The organism is Stenotrophomonas sp. YJH_SMC_69, assembly GCF_059370495.1.
In genome coordinates, this window is the sequence record NZ_JCAFTS010000001.1 from 204,859 (window position 1) to 223,047 (window position 18,189).

20 protein-coding genes are annotated in these 18,189 nt (G+C 68.2%); 8 read left to right on the plus strand and 12 right to left on the minus strand.

Going from position 1 to position 18,189, the window contains the following annotated elements:
- The first annotated feature begins 84 nt into the window (after window positions 1–84).
- Window positions 85–1,221, plus strand: a complete 1,137-nt coding sequence (locus AC5P8F_RS00995) for a metallophosphoesterase (RefSeq protein ID WP_262093229.1) — start codon at window positions 85–87, stop codon at window positions 1,219–1,221.
- 55 nt (window positions 1,222–1,276) lie between these two features.
- Here AC5P8F_RS00995 and AC5P8F_RS01000 read toward each other — a convergent pair whose 3' ends face one another.
- From AC5P8F_RS01000 to AC5P8F_RS01020, 5 genes are all read right to left on the minus strand, one after another.
- Window positions 1,277–1,915: a ferric reductase-like transmembrane domain-containing protein gene (locus AC5P8F_RS01000; RefSeq protein ID WP_014646319.1), complete on the minus strand. Its 639-nt coding sequence runs from the start codon at window positions 1,913–1,915 to the stop codon at window positions 1,277–1,279.
- Window positions 1,916–1,998: 83 nt separating this feature from the next.
- Window positions 1,999–2,733 carry an HvfC family RiPP maturation protein gene (locus AC5P8F_RS01005; protein ID WP_111205843.1) on the minus strand — a complete coding sequence of 245 codons (735 nt, stop codon included), beginning with the start codon at window positions 2,731–2,733 and terminating at the stop codon, window positions 1,999–2,001.
- The gene (locus AC5P8F_RS01010) at window positions 2,726–3,571 is read right to left on the minus strand and encodes an HvfB family MNIO-type RiPP peptide maturase (RefSeq protein ID WP_046429440.1); all 846 of its coding nucleotides are present in this window, start codon (window positions 3,569–3,571) and stop codon (window positions 2,726–2,728) included. The genes AC5P8F_RS01005 and AC5P8F_RS01010 overlap by 8 nt, the downstream gene beginning before the upstream one ends.
- A 54-nt stretch (window positions 3,572–3,625) precedes the next feature.
- Window positions 3,626–4,102 carry an HvfA family oxazolone/thioamide-modified RiPP metallophore gene (locus AC5P8F_RS01015; protein ID WP_014646322.1) on the minus strand — a complete coding sequence of 159 codons (477 nt, stop codon included), beginning with the start codon at window positions 4,100–4,102 and terminating at the stop codon, window positions 3,626–3,628.
- A 95-nt stretch (window positions 4,103–4,197) separates the two neighbouring features.
- Window positions 4,198–4,842 carry an HvfX family Cu-binding RiPP maturation protein gene (locus AC5P8F_RS01020; protein ID WP_046429441.1) on the minus strand — a complete coding sequence of 215 codons (645 nt, stop codon included), beginning with the start codon at window positions 4,840–4,842 and terminating at the stop codon, window positions 4,198–4,200.
- Window positions 4,843–5,184: 342 nt separating this feature from the next.
- Between AC5P8F_RS01020 and AC5P8F_RS01025 the strand changes: the two genes are divergently transcribed.
- The 6 genes from AC5P8F_RS01025 to AC5P8F_RS01050 all read left to right on the plus strand — a co-directional run bounded on the left by AC5P8F_RS01025 (window position 5,185) and on the right by AC5P8F_RS01050 (window position 11,110).
- Window positions 5,185–5,976 (plus strand): alpha/beta fold hydrolase, encoded by a 792-nt coding sequence (locus AC5P8F_RS01025; RefSeq protein ID WP_014646324.1) that lies wholly within the window; start codon window positions 5,185–5,187, stop codon window positions 5,974–5,976.
- Window positions 5,977–5,979: 3 nt separating this feature from the next.
- A complete protein-coding gene (locus AC5P8F_RS01030) occupies window positions 5,980–6,525 on the plus strand; it encodes a redoxin family protein (RefSeq protein ID WP_014646325.1) in 546 nt (181 codons plus the stop codon).
- Between the two features lie 57 nt (window positions 6,526–6,582).
- Window positions 6,583–7,323, plus strand: a complete 741-nt coding sequence (locus AC5P8F_RS01035; protein WP_032960784.1) for a response regulator — start codon at window positions 6,583–6,585, stop codon at window positions 7,321–7,323.
- Window positions 7,320–8,633: a sensor histidine kinase gene (locus AC5P8F_RS01040; protein WP_495227551.1), complete on the plus strand. Its 1,314-nt coding sequence runs from the start codon at window positions 7,320–7,322 to the stop codon at window positions 8,631–8,633. Before AC5P8F_RS01035 ends, AC5P8F_RS01040 begins: the two co-directional genes overlap by 4 nt.
- Before the next feature lie 125 nt (window positions 8,634–8,758).
- On the plus strand, window positions 8,759–9,772 hold the full coding sequence (locus tag AC5P8F_RS01045) for a hypothetical protein (RefSeq protein ID WP_111205846.1): 1,014 nt from the start codon (window positions 8,759–8,761) through the stop codon (window positions 9,770–9,772).
- Window positions 9,773–9,850: 78 nt separating this feature from the next.
- Window positions 9,851–11,110, plus strand: coding sequence for an MFS transporter (locus AC5P8F_RS01050; protein WP_495227552.1), 1,260 nt, complete (start codon window positions 9,851–9,853; stop codon window positions 11,108–11,110).
- A 4-nt stretch (window positions 11,111–11,114) separates the two neighbouring features.
- On the opposite strand, the gene AC5P8F_RS01055 is transcribed toward AC5P8F_RS01050, so the two are convergent.
- Window positions 11,115–12,062 carry a nucleoside hydrolase gene (locus tag AC5P8F_RS01055; RefSeq protein WP_049441242.1) on the minus strand — a complete coding sequence of 316 codons (948 nt, stop codon included), beginning with the start codon at window positions 12,060–12,062 and terminating at the stop codon, window positions 11,115–11,117.
- Between the two features lie 153 nt (window positions 12,063–12,215).
- Here AC5P8F_RS01055 and AC5P8F_RS01060 point away from each other — a divergent pair, with 153 nt between their 5' ends.
- Window positions 12,216–12,539: a hypothetical protein gene (locus AC5P8F_RS01060; protein ID WP_197621323.1), complete on the plus strand. Its 324-nt coding sequence runs from the start codon at window positions 12,216–12,218 to the stop codon at window positions 12,537–12,539.
- A 294-nt stretch (window positions 12,540–12,833) separates the two neighbouring features.
- Here the strand turns inward: AC5P8F_RS01060 and AC5P8F_RS01065 are convergent, their stop codons facing one another.
- The 6 genes from AC5P8F_RS01065 to mdcE form a co-directional block, all read right to left on the minus strand.
- Window positions 12,834–13,553: a GntR family transcriptional regulator gene (locus AC5P8F_RS01065; protein WP_495227553.1), complete on the minus strand. Its 720-nt coding sequence runs from the start codon at window positions 13,551–13,553 to the stop codon at window positions 12,834–12,836.
- Between the two features lie 56 nt (window positions 13,554–13,609).
- Window positions 13,610–14,977 (minus strand): SLC13 family permease, encoded by a 1,368-nt coding sequence (locus tag AC5P8F_RS01070; RefSeq protein ID WP_197621617.1) that lies wholly within the window; start codon window positions 14,975–14,977, stop codon window positions 13,610–13,612.
- A 104-nt stretch (window positions 14,978–15,081) separates the two neighbouring features.
- Entirely contained in the window at window positions 15,082–16,002 is a 921-nt protein-coding gene (gene mdcH / locus AC5P8F_RS01075) for a malonate decarboxylase subunit epsilon (protein ID WP_197606256.1), read from the minus strand.
- Window positions 15,999–16,853, minus strand: a complete 855-nt coding sequence (mdcB, locus tag AC5P8F_RS01080) for a triphosphoribosyl-dephospho-CoA synthase MdcB (RefSeq protein ID WP_197606258.1) — start codon at window positions 16,851–16,853, stop codon at window positions 15,999–16,001. The genes mdcH and mdcB overlap by 4 nt, the downstream gene beginning before the upstream one ends.
- A complete protein-coding gene (mdcG, locus tag AC5P8F_RS01085) occupies window positions 16,850–17,491 on the minus strand; it encodes a malonate decarboxylase holo-[acyl-carrier-protein] synthase (protein WP_495227554.1) in 642 nt (213 codons plus the stop codon). The genes mdcB and mdcG overlap by 4 nt, the downstream gene beginning before the upstream one ends.
- Window positions 17,484–18,188: a biotin-independent malonate decarboxylase subunit gamma gene (mdcE, locus tag AC5P8F_RS01090; RefSeq protein WP_169411659.1), complete on the minus strand. Its 705-nt coding sequence runs from the start codon at window positions 18,186–18,188 to the stop codon at window positions 17,484–17,486. Before mdcE ends, mdcG begins: the two co-directional genes overlap by 8 nt.
- Between the last annotated feature and the right edge of the window lies 1 nt (window position 18,189).

An 18,189-nucleotide genomic window follows, 5' to 3' on the forward strand; every position in this document is an offset into this window, starting at 1 on the left:
GCGTGTTGAGAAGCCGAGCATGGGCGCGGCTCTACACAACACGACCCGCAGCCGTCACCATGGCGGGCCCGCTTTCTGTCATGGATGGTTGCAGTGCTGAGTACGATCGGTTTGTTGATGGGCCTGTATGTGGCCTGGCGCCTGTTCTGGCCGCTGCGCATGCCCATCGGGTTGAAGGTCGTGCTGTCGCTGCTGGTGGTGGCCATGGCCGTGCAGCTGCGCATCGTGGCCACCTTCTGGGGCACGATGGCATCGCCGGAAATCCCGAAGATGGCCATCGCCGTCCTGGCCACCGGCTCCACGGCGGTGCTGCTGCTGGCGTTGCTGATGCTGGTGCTGGATGTGGGCCTGCTGCTTTCGCGCCTGCTGCGTTGGCCGCGCATCGTATCGGCCCTGCGCGCCTCGAAGCTGCGGCCGTTGGCCGGCCTGCTGGCGCTGCTTGTGAGTGGCTATGGCATCAGCCAGGGCATGGCCGTGCCCCAGCCCAGGCAGATCGACGTGGCGATCAAGGATCTGCCTGCTGCGTTCGACGGCTATCGCGTGCTGCAGCTGACCGACATCCACGCCAGCCGCCTGCTGACCGGCGACTGGGTGCGCAGGGTGGTGGACGAGAGCAACGCGCTGAAGCCGGACCTGATCGTGATCACTGGCGACCTGATCGACGGCAGCGTCGAGGCCCGCCGTGACGACGCGCGCCCGTTGGCCGATCTGCAGGCGCCGGACGGCGTCATTGCCATCACCGGCAACCATGAGTACTACGCGCAGTATCAGCAATGGATGCAGGCGTTCCGCGCGCTGCGCATGCAGGTGCTTGAGAACAGCCACCTGCAGGTGCGGCGCGGCGACGCGGCGCTGACCATCGCCGGTGTCACCGATCCGGTGGCCGCACGCTACGGCCTGCCGCTGCCGGATCTGGACGCTGCACTGGCCGGTGCCGATCCCTCTGCACCGGTGATCCTGCTTGACCACCGCCCGCGCAACGCGCGCGAGGCGGCGGCGCGCGGGGTGAAGCTGCAATTGTCCGGGCATACCCATGGCGGGCAGATCATTGGCATGGACCAGCTGGTGAAGCGGGCCAATGGCGGTTTCGTGTCCGGCCGCTACGACGTGGAGGGGATGACGCTGTACGTGGGCAACGGCGCGGGCCTCTGGGCCGGTTTCCCGGCGCGCATCGGCGTGCCTTCGGAGATCACCCTGATCACGCTGCGCCGCGCGCCTTGACCTGATGTGGGGTCAGATCCCTTTGCCTTTGGCAAAGGGATCTGACCCCGGCCCGTCAGGCCGCCCGCAGCGGCGGCCGCGCATGCGCACTTCGACGCAGGGCCTGCGCCCGCTTGGCGATCCAGCGCACCACGAAGGCGGTGAACAGCAGCGCCGACGGCACCGCATACCAGAAGTTGCCGGGCACGCGCTTGAAGTACGAGTAGGTGAACACCGCCGCGATGATCCACATGCCGGTGACGTGCAGGCGACGCCAGGCGGTGGGTCCCATGCGCCGGGCGAGCCCCCGGTGCGAGGTGATGGCCAGCGCCAGGATGGCGATGTAGCCCACCGTGCCCGGGAGGTTGGCCAGCGCGGAGCGTGCTGGCCAGAACGCCGGGTTGAGGATGCCGAAACTGGTGATGGCGACTGCGTGCAGCAGGTGCGAGAACGCGAAGGACAGACCGATGATGCGCCGTTCACGCAGCAGGAACCGGGTGAACGGGCCGGGCAGCAGGGTGGCGAAGGAGGATGCCGTGAATGCCGCCAGGAACAGCAGGAACGATGTGCGGGCGGTGAGCCGGATCGCCGCGCGGCTCCCTTCGGCTGCATCGGGATACAGGGCGAAGGCGGTCAGTGCGAACGCGATCAGGACCACGGCGATGGCTACGAACAGGCGCCAGCCGTGCAGGAAGGAAATGTTGGAAGCAGCCATGATGAGACCTCGAAGTAGGGGGCGGGTAGTGCCGGCCGCTTGCCGGTCAATGAACGGGTAGTGCCGGCCGCTGGCCGGCAACCTCAGAAAGCAGGCAATGCAACCAGCACCCCCGCCGTGCACAGCTCGCCAAGAACGGGCACGCAGGCAGCACGCAATGCGTCCGTTGCCACGTCATGTGTTTCGGACAGCGCCTGCAGTGCCTCATCCACACGCGCGCCGTCGTCACCGAAGACCGAAAGCAGCGCGTAGGCCAGCGGTGACGGTTGCTCGACCTTCAGGCTGAAATCGGCGCGGCGCTGGATCACCAGCAGCGTGGGAGCTGCGCCCAGCACCGGTTCCAGCCCCTCGTCTTCATGCACCGGCCACCGGTACCCAAGCACCCGCACCAGCGGCGAAACCGCCAGCACATCACTGTCCTCGGGTACGCGCTGCAGCAGACACCCAGCGCCACGCGCTTCAATGTGCAGCGACTGCTGCGTGCTCTCGTAGTGCGCCAGTTCCGCCGCCCAGCCCGGCAGTGCCAGCGTGTCCTGTACTGCCAGCCAGGCCGCGAACTCGCCGGCGATCCGCGGGAACAACGGGGTCTGGCAGGCGTGGTGGGCGTAGTAGTGCGCCACGGTGTCGCGCCAGCGCGACGTGCCCAACTGCTGTTGCAGTCGCGGCAGGCTGCCGGCCAGCAGGGTGTCCAGGCTGTCGATGCACAGGCGGCGGTATACCGCCAGCCTGCGCGCCTCCACGCCATCGGGTGCGGTCTTTGCAGGGTCCCGCACATGATCGGCCCAGCGCCGTTGCAGGGTAGCCAGCGGCTCAGCCATGGGCCACCTCCGGCCAACGTGCCTCAGCCTGTGCCTGGCGGATCTGCGCGACCTCGGCCAGCAACCCGGCCAGCGGCGGGAAGTTGAAGTCGCGCTCGAGCAGCGTGGGACGCACGCCCACCCGCATGTAGGCCTCGCGCAACAGCGCCCAGACCACGCCTTTCACCGGCGCACCATGGGTATCGATCTTGAAGCCGTCGTCTTCATCGAAGTGGCCCGCTACGTGCAGCGAGGCGACACGGTGGGACGGCACGTGGGCCAGGAATTCGAAGGCGTCGTAACCGTTGTTGCAGGCATTGACGAAGACGTTGTTGACGTCCAGCAGCAGGTCGCAGTCGGCTTCGGCGAGCACGGCGTTGATGAAGTCGATCTCGCTCATGTCCGCGCCGGCAACGGCGTAGTAGGAAATGTTCTCCACGGCGATGCGCCGGCCCAGCATGTCCTGCACCTGGGCGATACGGCCGGCGACATGGTGAACGGCCTCGGCGGTGAACGGCAGTGGCAGCAGGTCGTAGACATGGCCACCGGCGGCGCAGTAGCTCAGGTGTTCGCTGTACAGCTGCACCTGATGCAGGTCGAGGAAGGCACGGGTCTGTGCCAGCAGGGTGCGGTCCAGCGGATCAGGACCGCCAAGCGACAGCGACAGGCCGTGGCAGGTCAAGGGGTGGCGCTCGCTGAGTTGGCGCAGCGCGTTGCCGTGTGCACCGCCGACGCCGATCCAGTTGTCGGGGGAGACTTCGAGGAAGTCGATGGCACCGGCCGGCATGGCCAGCAGTTCGTCGATCAGGCCACGGCGCAGGCCAAGACCGGCGGCATGGGTGGGCAGGGGCAGGGACATGGCGGATGCTCCACAGAGAGCGCCGCCTTGAAGGCGGCGCCGGGTGAACGTCGATCAATCGGCAACGCGGGAGAACAGGCCCTTCGGCATCGGCTTGCCGTTGGCGGTGTAGACGCTGCGCAGGTAGTCGTGCGCTTCCTGCTCGCTGATGTAACCGTCGTGGTCGGTGTCGATGCGGTCGAACTCGGCGGCACGCTTGGCGGCCACAGCGTTGAATTCGGCACGCGAGACCTTGCCGTCGTGGTCGCGATCAGTGCGGGCAAACGAGGCGTCGCCGCACTTGCCTTCGCCACACTGGCCCTCGGCCACCTTGGCCTTGCCGGCGGGCTTGCCGGTGGTGGCCTTGTTGGCCCCGCACTTGCCTTCACCGCACTTGCCTTCGGCGGCGGCGCTCATGGCCACCGCGCTGATCGCCAGCGGCTGGATCGCCGCGGCCTGGCCGGCCAGCAGCAGGCCACCGGCCAGGGCGATGCCGATGGCACCGATGCGCGGCAGGCGGGAGGAAGAGGTGTTCTTGGTCGAGATGGACATGGTGGTGACTCCTTGGGAAAGCACGCGGGGCGTGCGGGATGGACGCCGCCGAAGAGGCGACGGAAAGCGAAACGCGCGGGAACAGGGGAGTCGGCTCAGGCGGCGCGGCGACAGCGCAGCAGATGGCCCAGCAGCAGCACACCGCCGAGCAGGGCACCGCCGAAGCCGATGCCGGGCAACAGCGCGGCAACCGGCAGCAGCAGGGCGATCAGGCTGACGCCCCAACCCAGGCCGTCATTGCGTGCCGTGGCACGGCCGGACCCGGCCAGCAGCCGGTCCACGCTGAGTGCGCCACCGCCGTTGAGGATCAGTGGCAGCAGCATGGCCAGGAACAGCAACGGCAGCTTGAAGTTGCCGTAGCCCTGGTCGGTGATCGCATAGCCCTGCCAGAGTTCACCCAGGCCGTTCCATTGGTCGGGCCAGTGCACGGCGGCGATGGCAACGATGGTGAGTACCCAGAACACGTAGGCCACCGAGCGCGTGGCCAGGCCGAGCAGCAGCATCACCGCACCCACCAGTTCCAGCCACGTGGCCAGCTGCCAGTTCAGCGACGCGGGCAGTGTGGAGAACGGGAACGGGAAGCGGCCTTCCAGGTCGGCGAACCAGTTCTGGCCGCCCAGCTTCTCGCGGCCGGATTCAAAGAACTCCCAGGCCAGCAGGGTGCGCAGCGCCAACGGCGAGAGCCAGCGGCCGACGGCGTCCAGGCGGGGCGTATACACGGAAGAAGCGGTGCTGATCATGGTGGTGTCCTGCGGGCCAGTGGTCGATGGAAGCCATTCCAGGCGGCGCAGGTATCGGCAACGTGTGCCGTTGCCCGGGGTTTTGTCAGCGACTGTGGCCGCGGCCGGGGTTTCGTACAGTCAGATACAAAGACGATGCGCTGATGCGCATCGGGGCGTTGCGCGCCCGCGTGCGGGCAGCGATATCCACCCGAAAGCGCCCGGCCAGGACCGGCGCGCGAATGTATCCCACTGTAGAAACCCGCCTGCGCCCTACAGTCCGGTACAACTCCGCGCTGCGGAGAAACAGCGCCGATACACCGGCAGGCGGAAATGGCCACTCCCAACTCCGGAGTGCCCCCCATGATCCGTACCTGCTTGCTGGCCGCCGCTCTCGCCCTTGCCGCCGCCGCCCCTGCCTTCGCTGCCCGGGCCGATACCGCTGCACCGCCCACCGTCATCCTGGTGCACGGCGCGTTCGCTGATGGCTCCAGCTGGAGCAAGGTCATCAGCACCCTGCATGACTGGAAGCTGCCGGCGGTGGCCGTGCAGAATCCGCTCACCTCGTTGGCCGACGACGTCGCCGCCACCCGTCGTGCGATTGCCGCTGCGCCTGGCAAGGTGGTGCTGGTCGGCCACAGCTGGGGTGGCACGGTCATCACCGAAGCGGGCAATGACCCGAAGGTGCAGGCGCTGGTGTATGTGGCGGCGTTCGCACCGGATGCAGGGCAATCATCGGCGCAACAGGGCGAAGGCTTCCCGGTCGGTCCGGGCCTGGCCCGCCTGCAGGAAAGGGACGGCTACCTGACGTTGCCGGCTGACGCTGTCGCCCAGGACTTCGCGCCGGACGTGATGAAGAAGTCGGCCGCACTGCTGTACAGCACGCAGGTCCCGTTGAAGGCCAGCGCGCTGGGCGAAGTAGTGAACGTTGCGGCGTGGCGCAGCAAGCCGAGCTGGTACGTGCTCAGCCGTGACGATCGCATGCTGTCGCCGCAGCTGCAGGCCGCCACCGCAAAGCGCATTGGCGCGCAGCTGCAATCGATCGGCAGCAGCCATGTGTCGCTGCTTTCGCATCCGGCGCAGGTGGCCGACAGTATCCTCGAAGCGGCGGGGGTGAAGCCGGCGGAACTGCCACTGGCCGAGCAGGGGGGCTGAGCGATGGCCGGCCTGCGTGCGTACGTGCTGCCGTTGCTGATGGGCGTGCTGGGTGGGGCTGCGCTGTTGATGGCCTGGCCCAGCCCGGAGGCCGATGCGCAGCCGGCACAGGCCGTTCCCGCCGCCGGGTTCGACGGTGGCGGGCCCTGGCACAACAGCCCGCCGCTCACACTGGAGCAGTTGCGGGGGAAGGTGGTGCTGGTCGAGTTCTGGACCTACACCTGCAGCAACTGCCTCAACGTGGCGCCGTATGTCCACCAGTGGCATGCGCGCTACGCGTCGCAGGGCCTGAGGGTGATCGGCGTGCATACGCCGGAGTTCGCCTATGAAGGGCTGCCTGGCAACGTGCGCAAGGCCATCGCACGGTTGGACATCGCCTGGCCGGTGGTGCAGGACAACCAGTACCGGATCTGGAACGCCTGGGGCAACCGCTTCTGGCCCGCACTGTACCTGCTCGACCGGCAGGGGCGGGTGGTCTACCGCCATTACGGCGAGGGCGACTACGCACGTACCGAAAGCGAGATCCAGCGCCTGCTGGCCAACCCCTGAGCCGCGCTACCATGGCCGCACCGCGCGGCCTTGACCTTCGTCCTCATCGAGAACGCAATGAACCACGTACCGCACATCCTGGTCGTCGACGATGACAGCGAGATCCGCCAGATGCTGGCCGATTACCTGCAACGCAACGGCCTGCGCGTGAGCCAGGCCGACGGTGGCCGGGCCATGCGCGCGCTGATGGATACCCATGCCGTGGATCTGGTCGTGCTGGACGTGATGATGCCGGGCGAGGACGGACTGAGCCTGTGCCGCAACCTGCGCGCCGGCAAGCATCGTGCGGTGCCGGTGGTGCTGCTGACCGCCCGCGACGACGAAACCGACCGCATCATCGGCCTGGAAATGGGCGCTGATGACTACGTGACCAAGCCCTTCTCTTCGCGCGAACTGCTGGCACGCATCAATGCGGTGATCCGCCGTACCCGGATGTTGCCGCCGAATCTGCAGGTGAGCGAAGCCGGTCGCCAGCTGGCCTTCGGCGAGTGGCGCCTGGACACCACCGCACGCCATCTGCTGGATGCACAGGACACCGCGTATCCACTCAGTGGCGCCGAATTCCGCCTGTTGCGCGTATTCCTCGATCACGCCAATCGGGTGCTCAGCCGCGACCAGCTGCTCAGCCTCACGCAGGGCCGCGATGCCGAACTGTTTGACCGCTCGATCGACCTGCTGGTCAGCCGCGTGCGGCAGCGCTTGGGTGACGACGCACGCGAGCCGACCTACATCAAGACCGTGCGCAGCGAAGGCTATGTGTTCAGCGTGCCGGTGCAGTTGCTGGGGCCGGACGAATGAACGCCACCGCACGCCGCCCACGCTGGCCGCGCACGCTGTCGGCGCGGCTGCTGCTGGTGCTGCTGGGCGGACTGGCGCTGGCCCACGCACTGTCCTTCGGCCTGCTGTTCTTCGAACGCTACCAGTCCACCCGCAGCATGATGCTGCGCAACCTGGACGAAGACGTGGCCGTGAGTGTCGCGCTGCTGGAGCACCTGCCCGCGGACCAGCGCGATGCCTGGGTGCCGCGGCTGGAGCGGCGCACCTACCGTTACCTGCTGCGCCCGGCCGCGGCCGGACCGGGGCTGCAGACCGATCGTGCACGCCAGGTCACGGCGATCATCAATGACAGCCTGCAGCACCGCTATCCGTTGCAGGCGCGCCAGGTGGCTCGCCTGCCGGAGCGGTTCGAGGTGGAACTGCGCCTGCACGACGGCACTCCCTTGACCATTGAAGTCACCCCGTCGGGCCTGCCGCTGGCGCGCTGGCTGCCCGCCGTGCTGCTGGTGCAGCTGGCGCTGCTGCTGGTGTGCGCGTGGCTGGCGGTGCGCCTGGCCATGCGCCCGCTGCAGCAGTTGTCGCATGCGGTGGAGCATCTGCAGCCGGGCAAGGACGGGCCTGCACTGCCTGAAGATGGCCCGGCCGAAGTGGGCGGCGCAGCAGCCGCTCTCAACGCACTGCAGGCACGCATTCGTGGCCATGTCAGTGAACGCCTGCAGATCCTGGCCGCGATCTCGCATGACCTGCAGACCCCCATCACGCGCATGAAGCTCCGGGTGGAGACCCTGCCTGAAGACAGCACCCAGCAGCGGCTGCTGGCCGACCTCGACCACCTTGGGCAACTGGTGCGCGAGGGTGTGGCCTATGCGCGCAGCAGCCACGTCGCCAGTGGCGCGCCGGTGTCGATGGACCTGGGCGCGTTCCTGGCCAGTGTGGTCGGCGATTACGAGGACATGGGCAAGCCGGTCAGTGGCGGAGCACCCGCTGGACTGGTCGTGCAGACCTGGCCGCAGCCGCTGCGCCGGGTGGTCGGCAATCTGGTCGACAACGCGTTGCGTTACGCCGGTGCCGCCGAGATCGAGGCGGGCCGCGATGAGGCCGGAAGGGTGTGGATCGGAATTTCCGACCGTGGCCCCGGCATTCCCGAAGACCAGTTGCAGGCAGTGCTGGCACCGTTCCACCGGCTGGAAAGCTCGCGCAATCGCGATACCGGCGGCACTGGCCTGGGCCTGGCCATCGCGGTGCAGCTGGCGCAGTCGCTGGGCGGCTCGCTGCGGTTGCGCAACCGCGAGGGTGGCGGGCTGAGGGCTGAGCTGCAGCTGCCGGGGTAACGGGCGGGGTCGGATCCCTTTGCGGGAGCGGAGGGCTCTGACCCCGATGTGGGATCTGTGACGTTCCTGCACGGCCTTGGGATCGGCGATCATCTGCAGGGAGTGTCGAAACCAGGAAACACGCAATGCAGGGAACGCAGCATTCAATCCAGCGCCCGCGCCACGTCGCGCTGCTGGTCGGTCTGCTCGCGCTGGCGGCCTGCCAGCGCACACCGGACGCGCCGACCGTGGCACCCGCAGCGGGCACACCGCCTGCCGCCCCGGCCACCGCAACAGACCTCTCTCCGCTGCTCGACGCCTTGCCGACCTGCGCGCTGGACGGCTGGTACATCGATCAGCAGACCGGGCGCCCGGCCCATCCCTGGTTGGCGGCGAACGCGCCGAAGCCCTGCAAGGAGGACGGGGAGAACGAGATCGCCACGTTCTGCGTGCAGGGGCAGTGGAAGGGGCTGCCGGTGGAAGAGGTGATCCTGCCGACGATGACATTCGTTTCGTTCCGTGGGGCCAGGATCGGCCTGCCGCTGGAGAAGGCACGTCCCATCGTCCGCCAGCGTTTCGGCCAGGACTTCCCGGGTGGTGCGGCTTACGAGGCGGGCCGCGAGCCGAAGCTGATGGCCGATCCCGAAGATGCGCAGGGTTCGTGGCTGCTGTGCAGCACCCCGGAACTGGGCCACGACGTGGACAGCGAGGGAAGCATCAGCTATTCCGGCATGAACCTGCCCTACGACCACGACGGTTGCAGTTACCGCTACAGCCCGGTCGACTTCTGCGATGCGCGGCACCGCGCAGCCATCGAAGATGCCCTCCAGCATCAGAAACCCAATTTCAACCGGCACTACCTGCTGGTACAGGTCGATGATCGTCCGGAGTATTTCCAGCGCACGCTGGTGCTGGTCGATACCCGCACGGGCAGGGCGACGCCACTGCCGTTCGATGCCTTCACCGGGCCGGCGGGAAAGGGCGGTGATGCTACCGGCTACGGGACACTGGAGACGGGCGTGGACCGGCAGCAGTTCTGCCTCGATGGCGCGTTGCTGGTCTACCGCGTGTTCGAGGAAGGGCGCTTCTGCTTCGGTTTTGACGGTGAGCGCTTCACCGGCCATGAAACCCAGTACATGCAGGCAGCGGATGGCCGATGACCGGTATTTCACCCGGGCCATGACATCCTGCCCCGAACCTGCGCAACCGGGACCGAGGCTGTTGAAGGCGAACACGCAATGACCGCGGCGCGGCAGCGCTCGATGTGGGTGGCGGGCCTGTCCACGGTAGTGGAGTGGTACGACTTCACCCTGTACCTGTATTTCGCCACGGTGCTGTCGCGGGTGTTCTTCGGCGGCGGCGAACACGCGCTGCTGGTCACCCTGGCAGGCTTCGCGGTGTCCTACCTGATGCGCCCGCTGGGCGCGCTGTGCTTCGGCCACCTGGGCGACCGCCTGGGCCGGCGCTGGATGCTGCTGGCTTCGATGGCGTTGATGGCGGCGGCGATGCTGGCCACTGCGTTGCTGCCGACCGCGGCCACCGCAGGTACCACGGCGGGCGTGCTACTGCTGGTATTGCGCTGCGTGATGGCGTTTTCGGTGGGCGGTGAGTACACCGGCGTGGTGGCGTACCTGCTGGAAAGCGCACCGGCGCGGCGGCGTGGCCTGGTGACCTCGCTGGCCTCGGCCGCCAGTGAAGTAGGCGCACTGCTGGCGGTAGCGATCTCGGCGGTCACCGTGGCGCTGCTCGCGCCCGCGCAGCTGGACAGCTGGGGCTGGCGTATTCCGTTCTTCGTCGGCGCTGCGCTGGCACTGGTGATCCTGGTCGCGCGCTCGGGCATGCACGAATCGCCTGAGTTCGAACGCCAGCGCCGCGAAGGCAGCATTCCTGCCACGCCGCTGCGGCATGTGCTGCAGCACCACCCGCTGGCGGTGGCGCGCACCTTCGCGATCTCGGCCTTGGGATCGATCACCTACTACGTGGGCATCACCTATGTGCCTGCGTTCCTGCACGCGCAGGGCCACGATGAGGGCGATGCACTGTGGCTTTCGACAATTGCGGCGGTGGCAGTGATTGCGATCACGCCGCTGTGTGGCGCATTGTCCGACCGCGTCGGGCGGCGGCCGATGCTGCTGGGCCTGACCCTGCTGGCAGCGTTGTTGCCGCTGTCCCTGTTCGCCTGGATGGCACAGGCGCCGCCGTTGGGCATTGCGCTGGCGGCGGTGCTGCTGGCCTGCGTGGCCGGCGGCGTGAGCGCGGTCGCGGCCCCGGCCACGGCCGAGCAGTTCCCCGGCGAAGGGCGGGTGAGTGGGCTGGCACTGGGGGTGACCATGGCCACGGCCTTCTTCGGCGGGGCAACGCCATGGCTGGCGCAATGGTGGGTGGAGCGCAGCGGCTGGGCAGCAGCGCCAGGCGCGATGATCGCGCTGGTGGCGGTGCTGGTGCTGCCGGTGCTGTGGACCCTGCCCGAGACGGTCCCGGGCAGGGCCAAGCGCTAGCGGGTCAGACCTTCAGGGTCTGCTCGATGTCGGCCAGCACGGCGGCCGCATCCACGCCGATGGCAATCGACTGCACCACGTGGCCGTCCCACACGCTGGGGCCGAACGCCAGGCCTTCCGGCTTGGGAATGGTCATGCCGCGGGCGACGCCGTCGGTGGCCACGCGCACGCTGGCGCGCTCGAACTGGAACAGCTCCGGACGGGTCAGCGCGATGCAGGCGCAGCAGTCGTGCACGACCATGCCCTTGTGGCCGGCCTGCAGGTAGAAGTCCACGTAATCCTGCGACAGCGCACGCACCAGTTCGGCATCGGCACCGCCGATGGCGGCCAGCTTGTCCAGACCGTCACGGTCCATTTCCACGCGGGTGGTCACGTCCAGGCCGATGGCGGTGACCGGCCAGCTGGCAGTGAACACCACGTCGGCCGCTTCGGCATCGCCCCAGATGTTGGCCTCGGCGGCCGGGGTGATGTTGCCGTTGACGTGGAACGCGCCGCCCATGATCACCACGCCGCGCACCAGGCCGGCGATGTCCGGGGCCTGCTGCAGGGCCAGCGCGAGGTTGGTCATGCGGCCGACCGCGACCAGGGTCACTTCGCCCGGATGGGCGCGGACCAGGTCGATGATCAGCTGGTGAGCGGGGCGCGCGTCGGCGGCCACGTCCAGTTCGGTCGGCACCGGGTGGTTGCCCAGGCCGTTGTGGCCGTGGATGTGCACCGGCCAGGCTTCCGGGGTGGCTTCCGGCTGCAGCGGGCCACCGGCACCGCGCGCGACCGGGGCGGCGAAGCCCCAGGCCTGCTTCAGGTACAGCGCGTTGTGCGTGGTCGACTCCACCGAGGCATTGCCGAAGGTGGTGGTGACGCCGATCAGGTCAATCTGGGCGTGCTTGTGCAGGTACAGCAGGGCCAGGGCGTCGTCGACGCCCGGGTCGGTATCGAAAATGACTTTCAGCATGTTGTTGTTCTTCTTCTTCCGTGTGGTGCGGGGGGCGCCGGCGGCCTGGAAGCAGGCAGGCGCGCCCTGCATTGTCCCATCTTCATGACGGGCAGGGCCATTGCCGGGCTGGCAGGCCCATAATGCCCTCCAGTCCAGGCATGGAGCCGCCGAATGTTGATCGTTGCCCTTCTGCTGGTCCTGCTGGTGCTGGGCCTGAACGTGGCGGCTACCGTGGTGATCGTCAGGCGTGATGGCCTGTCGGCGGGTGGCCGCGCGGTGCAGCTGCTGCTGGTCTGGCTGCTGCCGCTGGTCGGCGCCATCCTGTGCCTGGCAGTGGCCACGGCCGGTGGCTCGGGCAGCCGGGGGGATGGCGGCGGAAGCCATGACACCTCCGTTGGCTATTCCAGTGACAGCCACAGCCATCACAGCTACAGCAGCTCCGACTGCAGCAGTGATGGTGGTGGGGGGGACGGCGGCAGCTGCGGTGGCGATTGATCAGACGTTTCGGGATGCCGGCCAGCGGCCGGCACTAACCCGCCGAGGTCACGTCCCGGTAGTGCCGGCCACTGGCCGGCAACCTCTTCCCCTCAGCCGCCGCCTTCGGCGGGCAAGCGGCCACGGCACGTTCAGCAGCCCAACCAAGGTCACGTCCCGGTAGTGCCGGCCGCTGGCCGGCAACCAAATCCGCTCAGCCGCCGCCTTCGGCGGGCAAGCGCCCACGGCACGTTCAACAGTCCAACCAAGGGCACGTCCCGGTAGTGCCGGCCGCTGGCCGGCAACCACATCCGCTCAGCCGCCGCCTTCGGTCGGCAAGGGCGCCGGCACGTTCAACAGCCCGCCTGCCGCCACATAGGCGGCCAGGGCCTGGCCCTGGCTGAGCAGATGGCGTTCCATGGTGCGTTCGGCGGCCTGCGCGTCGCGGCGGCGGAAGCACTCCATCAGCTCGCGGTGCTCGGCCAGCGATTGCGCGGTGCGCCCTGGGGTCAGCAGCTGGCGGCCGCGATGCATCTTCAGGATGCGGTGCAGGTCGTGGGTGATGCGGATCAGCCACGGGTTGCCGGCGTAATGCTGCACGGTTTCGTGGATCAGGTGGTTGTTGCGGTAGTACTCGGCGATGTTGCCCTCGGCCGCCGCCGCTTCCATCGCCGCATGCAGGGCCTCCAGCTGTTGCACGCCGGCATCGTCGATGTGCCTCACCGCCTCGTGTGCGCAACGGCCTTCCAGCATGGCCATCACCGGGAACAGCTGGTTGAGGTCTTCCAGCGTCAGCCGGGTGACCCGGCTGCCACGACCGGCATCGATCTGCACCAGGCCTTCGGCTGCCAGCAGCTTCAACGCCTCGCGCAGGGGCGTACGGCTGATACCCAGTTCCTCGCACAGCGCGGGCTCGTCGATCCACTCGCCCGGCGGCAAGCGGTAGTCATAGATGCGCTCGCGCACGTGTTCGGCCACCTCTTCGTACAGAGGCGCGCGCTTCTTCGGTGACCGCGGGGCAGGGGCAATGGCCATGCGCAGAGTGTAACGCCAGGTCGCGCCGGCCAGCGGCCGGCACGACCCGATGGCGGTTACATCCAGCCCGGCACCACGAACACCACCCAGGCCAGCAACGGCCCCAGCGCCACCACCAGACCGCTGTACACCAGGAAGCGACGGAACAGGCTCTCGCGCTCTTCCTTGGCTGCCGAAGCCACCACCAGTGCGCCATTGGTGGAGAACGGGCTGACATCGACGATGGTGGACGACACCGCCAGCGCGCAGATCACGCCAGCGGCGCTGAGGTGACCCTGCATCAGGAACGGCACGGCCAATGGAATCGTTGCGCCGAGCACCGCGGCCGACGAGGCGAATGCAGAGACGATGCCACCCACGTAGCAGACCAGCAGTGCACCCAGCAGCGGGATGCCGATGTCGGACACGCCATTGCCGATGAAGTCCACCGCGCCGGCATGTTCCAGCACGCCGATGTAGGTCACCACACCGCAGATCAGCAGCACGGTGGACCAGCTGATGCCATCGACCGCGCCCTTCTGGCTTTGTGGCGACAGCAGTGCCAGCGCGACAGCCACGGTGATCGAGACCAGGCCGACGTTGAGGTTGTAGATCAGCGCGGCCACGCCCAGGCCGAGCAGGCCGATCAGGGTGAACAACCGCTCGCGGGTCAGGCTGACCTCATCCAGTGCCGCCGGATCGTTGGACAGGGTGCCGCCGCCCGCCGCGACCAGCGCGCCATGGCCTTCGATCGCGAACTGGCGCGAGGATGCCTGCGGGCCACCTGCCATCGCCAGCTCGGCATTGCCGATCGTTCCCGCTGCCGTGATCGAACCGCGACGCAGCAGGGCGATGCCACCGAAGGCGAAGAAGCAGATCGTCGCCATCATGAAGTTGAAGCCCAGGCTGGTCAGGAACACCGCCATCTCGGTCACTTCCAGCCCGGCATTCTGCACCACTCCATTGGTGATGCTGCCGTACACGCTGATGGGCGAGAAGCCGCCGGCCTGCGCACCATGGATGACCAGCAGGCCCATCATCAGTGGATTGATGTTGTACTGCTTGGCAAAGCGCAGGGCGACCGGGCCGATGATCGCGACCGCGGCCGGGCCCAGCGCACCGAACGCGGTCAGGACCGCGGTGATCACGAACATCACCCACGGAATGGCCACGATATGGCCGCGTACCGCTTTCACTGCCCAGTGCACCAGCAGGTCAATGGTGCCGTTCTTCTGCGCGATGGCGAACAGGTAGGTGATGCCGACCAGGGTCAGGAACAGATCGCCGGGAAAGCCGGCCAGGACCTCTTTGCCGCCCATGTCGACCCACAGCCCCCCGATGATGAAGGCCAGCGCGAAGGCGACCGCGCCCATGTTGATCGGCATCGCGGTGGCGACGATGAACATGATCACCAGACCGATGATCGTTGCGATTTGTGGACTCATGCGCCCTCCCAGACACGTGACTCACGTACAGCGCGGATGGAGACCCGCCATCCCGGGGTAAGGCGACGTACGGCGTGTTGCGTGATACGTACTGCTCGAACCCGTTACTGCAGCCGTTCCAGCGCGCTGCGGACCCAGGCCGCGGCGCCTTCAAGGCTCTGGAACTCTTCCACCGCGCGCACCTCGCAGCACGGATAGGCCGGCGCGACCATGCGCGCCAGCGCGTTGCCCGGGCCCAACTGCAGGAATACCCGCGCGCCGCGCTCGAAGGCCTGGCGCATCACCTGCGCCCATTCGATGGTCTGCGCCAGTTGCAACGAAAGCGTGTTGACTGCCGTTGCGCGGTCCCGCACCGGTCGCGCATCGATGCCGGCCAGCAGCGGCAGGCGTGGGGCCTGCAGTGGCGATGCATCGAGTGCGGCAGCGAACGGTGCGACCGCCGCCGCCAGCAATGGTGTGTGTGCGGGCACGCGCACCGGCAGCAGACGGATGTCCGCGCCCTGCGCCCGCGCTGCATCGGCCAGCCGCTGCAACGAGGCGTGCGTGCCGCCCACGATGAAATGGTCCTGCCCGTTGGCGATGGCCACGTGCGCACCGTGCAGATCGCACAGCGGCTGCAGTACATGGCGTTCCAGGCCAAGCACCGCCTGCAGGCCTGCATCGGCGGGGCTGGCGCTGTCCATCAATCGCGCGCGCTGCGCCGCAAGGGCAAGGCAGGTGGCCGCATCGAAGCTGTCGGCAATGGCGTGCGCGGCGAGCTCGCCGATGCTGTAGCCAGCGATCAGCGTCGGCGCTGGCACGCAGTCGCGCAGTCCTTGCCACTGCGCCAGGCTGGCCGTGCACAGCAGCGGTTGTGCCTGCGCATTGTCGAAGCGGTCTTCGGCCCCAGCGGCGGAAAATACATCGCGTCCGAGCACCGTGCTGGCCAGATCAAGGATGTGGCGTGCGGCCGGAAGATCGCGCACGCGTTCGAACATCTCCGCGTGCTGGACGCCTTGGCCGGGGCAGAGCAGGGCAAGGCTCATGCGACCTCCTGCTGCAGCAGGAACCAGGCACAGGCCAGCAGGTCGGCACTGCCGCCGGGGCTCAGCCGGCGTGCGACGAATCCATCACCGATGCTGTGCAGGCGTGCCTGCCAGCCGGGTACGAAGGCGCCACCGGCATCGAGGAAGCCTCGCGCCTGTTGCTGGGCCCAGCACAGGCCGTTGGCGCCGCCACGGTGCAGCAGGTTGAGGTCATCCACGCACGCGATCAGCTGCACCAGGGTCTGGCACATCGCGGCCTCGCGTGGCAGGTCGCTGGCCAGCGCGTGGCGCAGTGTAGGCAGTGCCACCTCGCGCAGCAGCGGGTAGCCGGCGGCCGCTTGTTCGCGCACACCCTGCACGCCGTGCCGTGCGCGCGCGCGCTGGCCAGGGCTGTTCGCATCAAGTGGTGCGCCGGCGAGCTCGGCAGCCCAGCGGCGCACTTCCTGGCAGACCTGCTCGGCTGCGATGGCACCGCCCGCGCGGCCCCGACAGGCAGCGGAAGCCGCGACCAGCAGGCCAAGGCTGAAGACCGCGCCGCGATGAGTGTTGATGCCGGCGGTCGCGCGCAGCATCGCGATTTCGGCGGAGATGCCACACCGGCGCAAGGCATTGAAGTCCGCCTCGGCTGCACCGAGGCAGGCCACGGCGATGAAGTAGTGGCGCAGCGTGAACAGGCTGCGCAGGAACGTGCCGGCGTCCATGTCGTGGTGGCTGCCGCTGTCGAAGGGGGTGACCAACCCTGGCTTGGGTGCAAGGGCCAGTTCGGCGTGCAGGCTGGCGATGGCGAGGCGCCCCAGACGCGCGCTGTCCACGGCAGCTGGCCTGACCGCCGGTTGCACGAGGGCGTTCACGCGCTCACTCCGGTGGAGGCGAACAACGCATCACGTAGTTCCAGTGCGGCACCATTGAGGCGCTTGACCAGTACCTCGCGGCTGCGCCCGGCGTATTCGCGCCAGTTCACCGCGCCACCATCCACCAGGCACAGTTCGCCATCGACCCGATGCCCGAAGGCGCTTTCCCAGTGCTGCAGGCGCTCGACCAGCAGGTCGGCCTGGCGCGCGTCGCCCACCTGCCACAGCAGGTCGATGTCCGAGCGTGCGTGCACATAGGGCAGACCGCTGAGGTGCTGCCAGGCGAAGGCGCCGAACACGCGGGCCGGTGCAAGCCGCAGCATTGCCTGCAGTGCCGCCTGCCAATCAGCCGGAACGCCGCCGGCGAGAATCTGATCCAGGGCAGGGGGAGGCTGCAGGTGCTGGATGTCCTGCAGGGCCACGCGCAGCGCCAGCCGTTGCTTGCCTTCGCCTGGCGGCAGCGGCACCCCCAGGCGAAGCCGCGGGTCGGGATCATCCGCCGCACTGCGTGCCACCATGGCTGGCAGGCCCTGTGCGAACCATGCTGCCAGGCGCGGTTCGTGTCCAGTCACGTCAGCCCGCCAGTCGGCATCGGCCGACAGCCAGGCCAGCGTGTGGCGGGCGGGCCGCTCAGGCATCGCCGTGGGCCACCGCAGTCGAAACCGCTGCCGCCAGGGCGCGACCGCCGCGCTGTGCGCCGCGTGCGGCACGTCGGTCGCCTTCGGCGGGTGTGCGCAGGGCCTGCAGCAGGTGCTGGGAAAGATCGCCTTCCCACAACGAGTCCACCGCACCCATCGCCACGTAGTTGGCGACGCCCGGCGCGAATACCGGCGAGCTCTGGCTGAGCGCCTGCAGCTTCTCCAGCGGTTGCTTGGTCACCCGCGCCATTGCGCGCAGGTCCATCACCCGCACCTGTGCATCGGGCAGGGCGTGGATGTGGTCGGCCATCAGGCCGAATGAGAGGAAGCCGCCACTGACGGATTCGCCGTAGACCAGGGTGATCAGGCGCGCACCACGGCGGCGTGCCAGATCGAGCGTCTGCGCGAGATGCGCAAAGTAACCATTGATGCCCAACAGTTCGTCGCGCCGCGCCAGGCGCTGTCCGGCGGTATCCACCAGCATCACGATCGGTCGCTGTGGATGTGCGCCGGTGCTGGCAAGCACGGTTTCGGCCAGTGCCAGTGCGTGGTCCACGCCGACTTCAAGTTTGTCGGCGGTACCGATCACGGTCACCTCGCCATCCTCGGTGGTGGCGCTGCCGGTCAGCACCGAATCGTTCACCGCAATGGCATGCCCATGCGGGAACAGGGCATCGAGCAGGTTCTGCAACGGCATG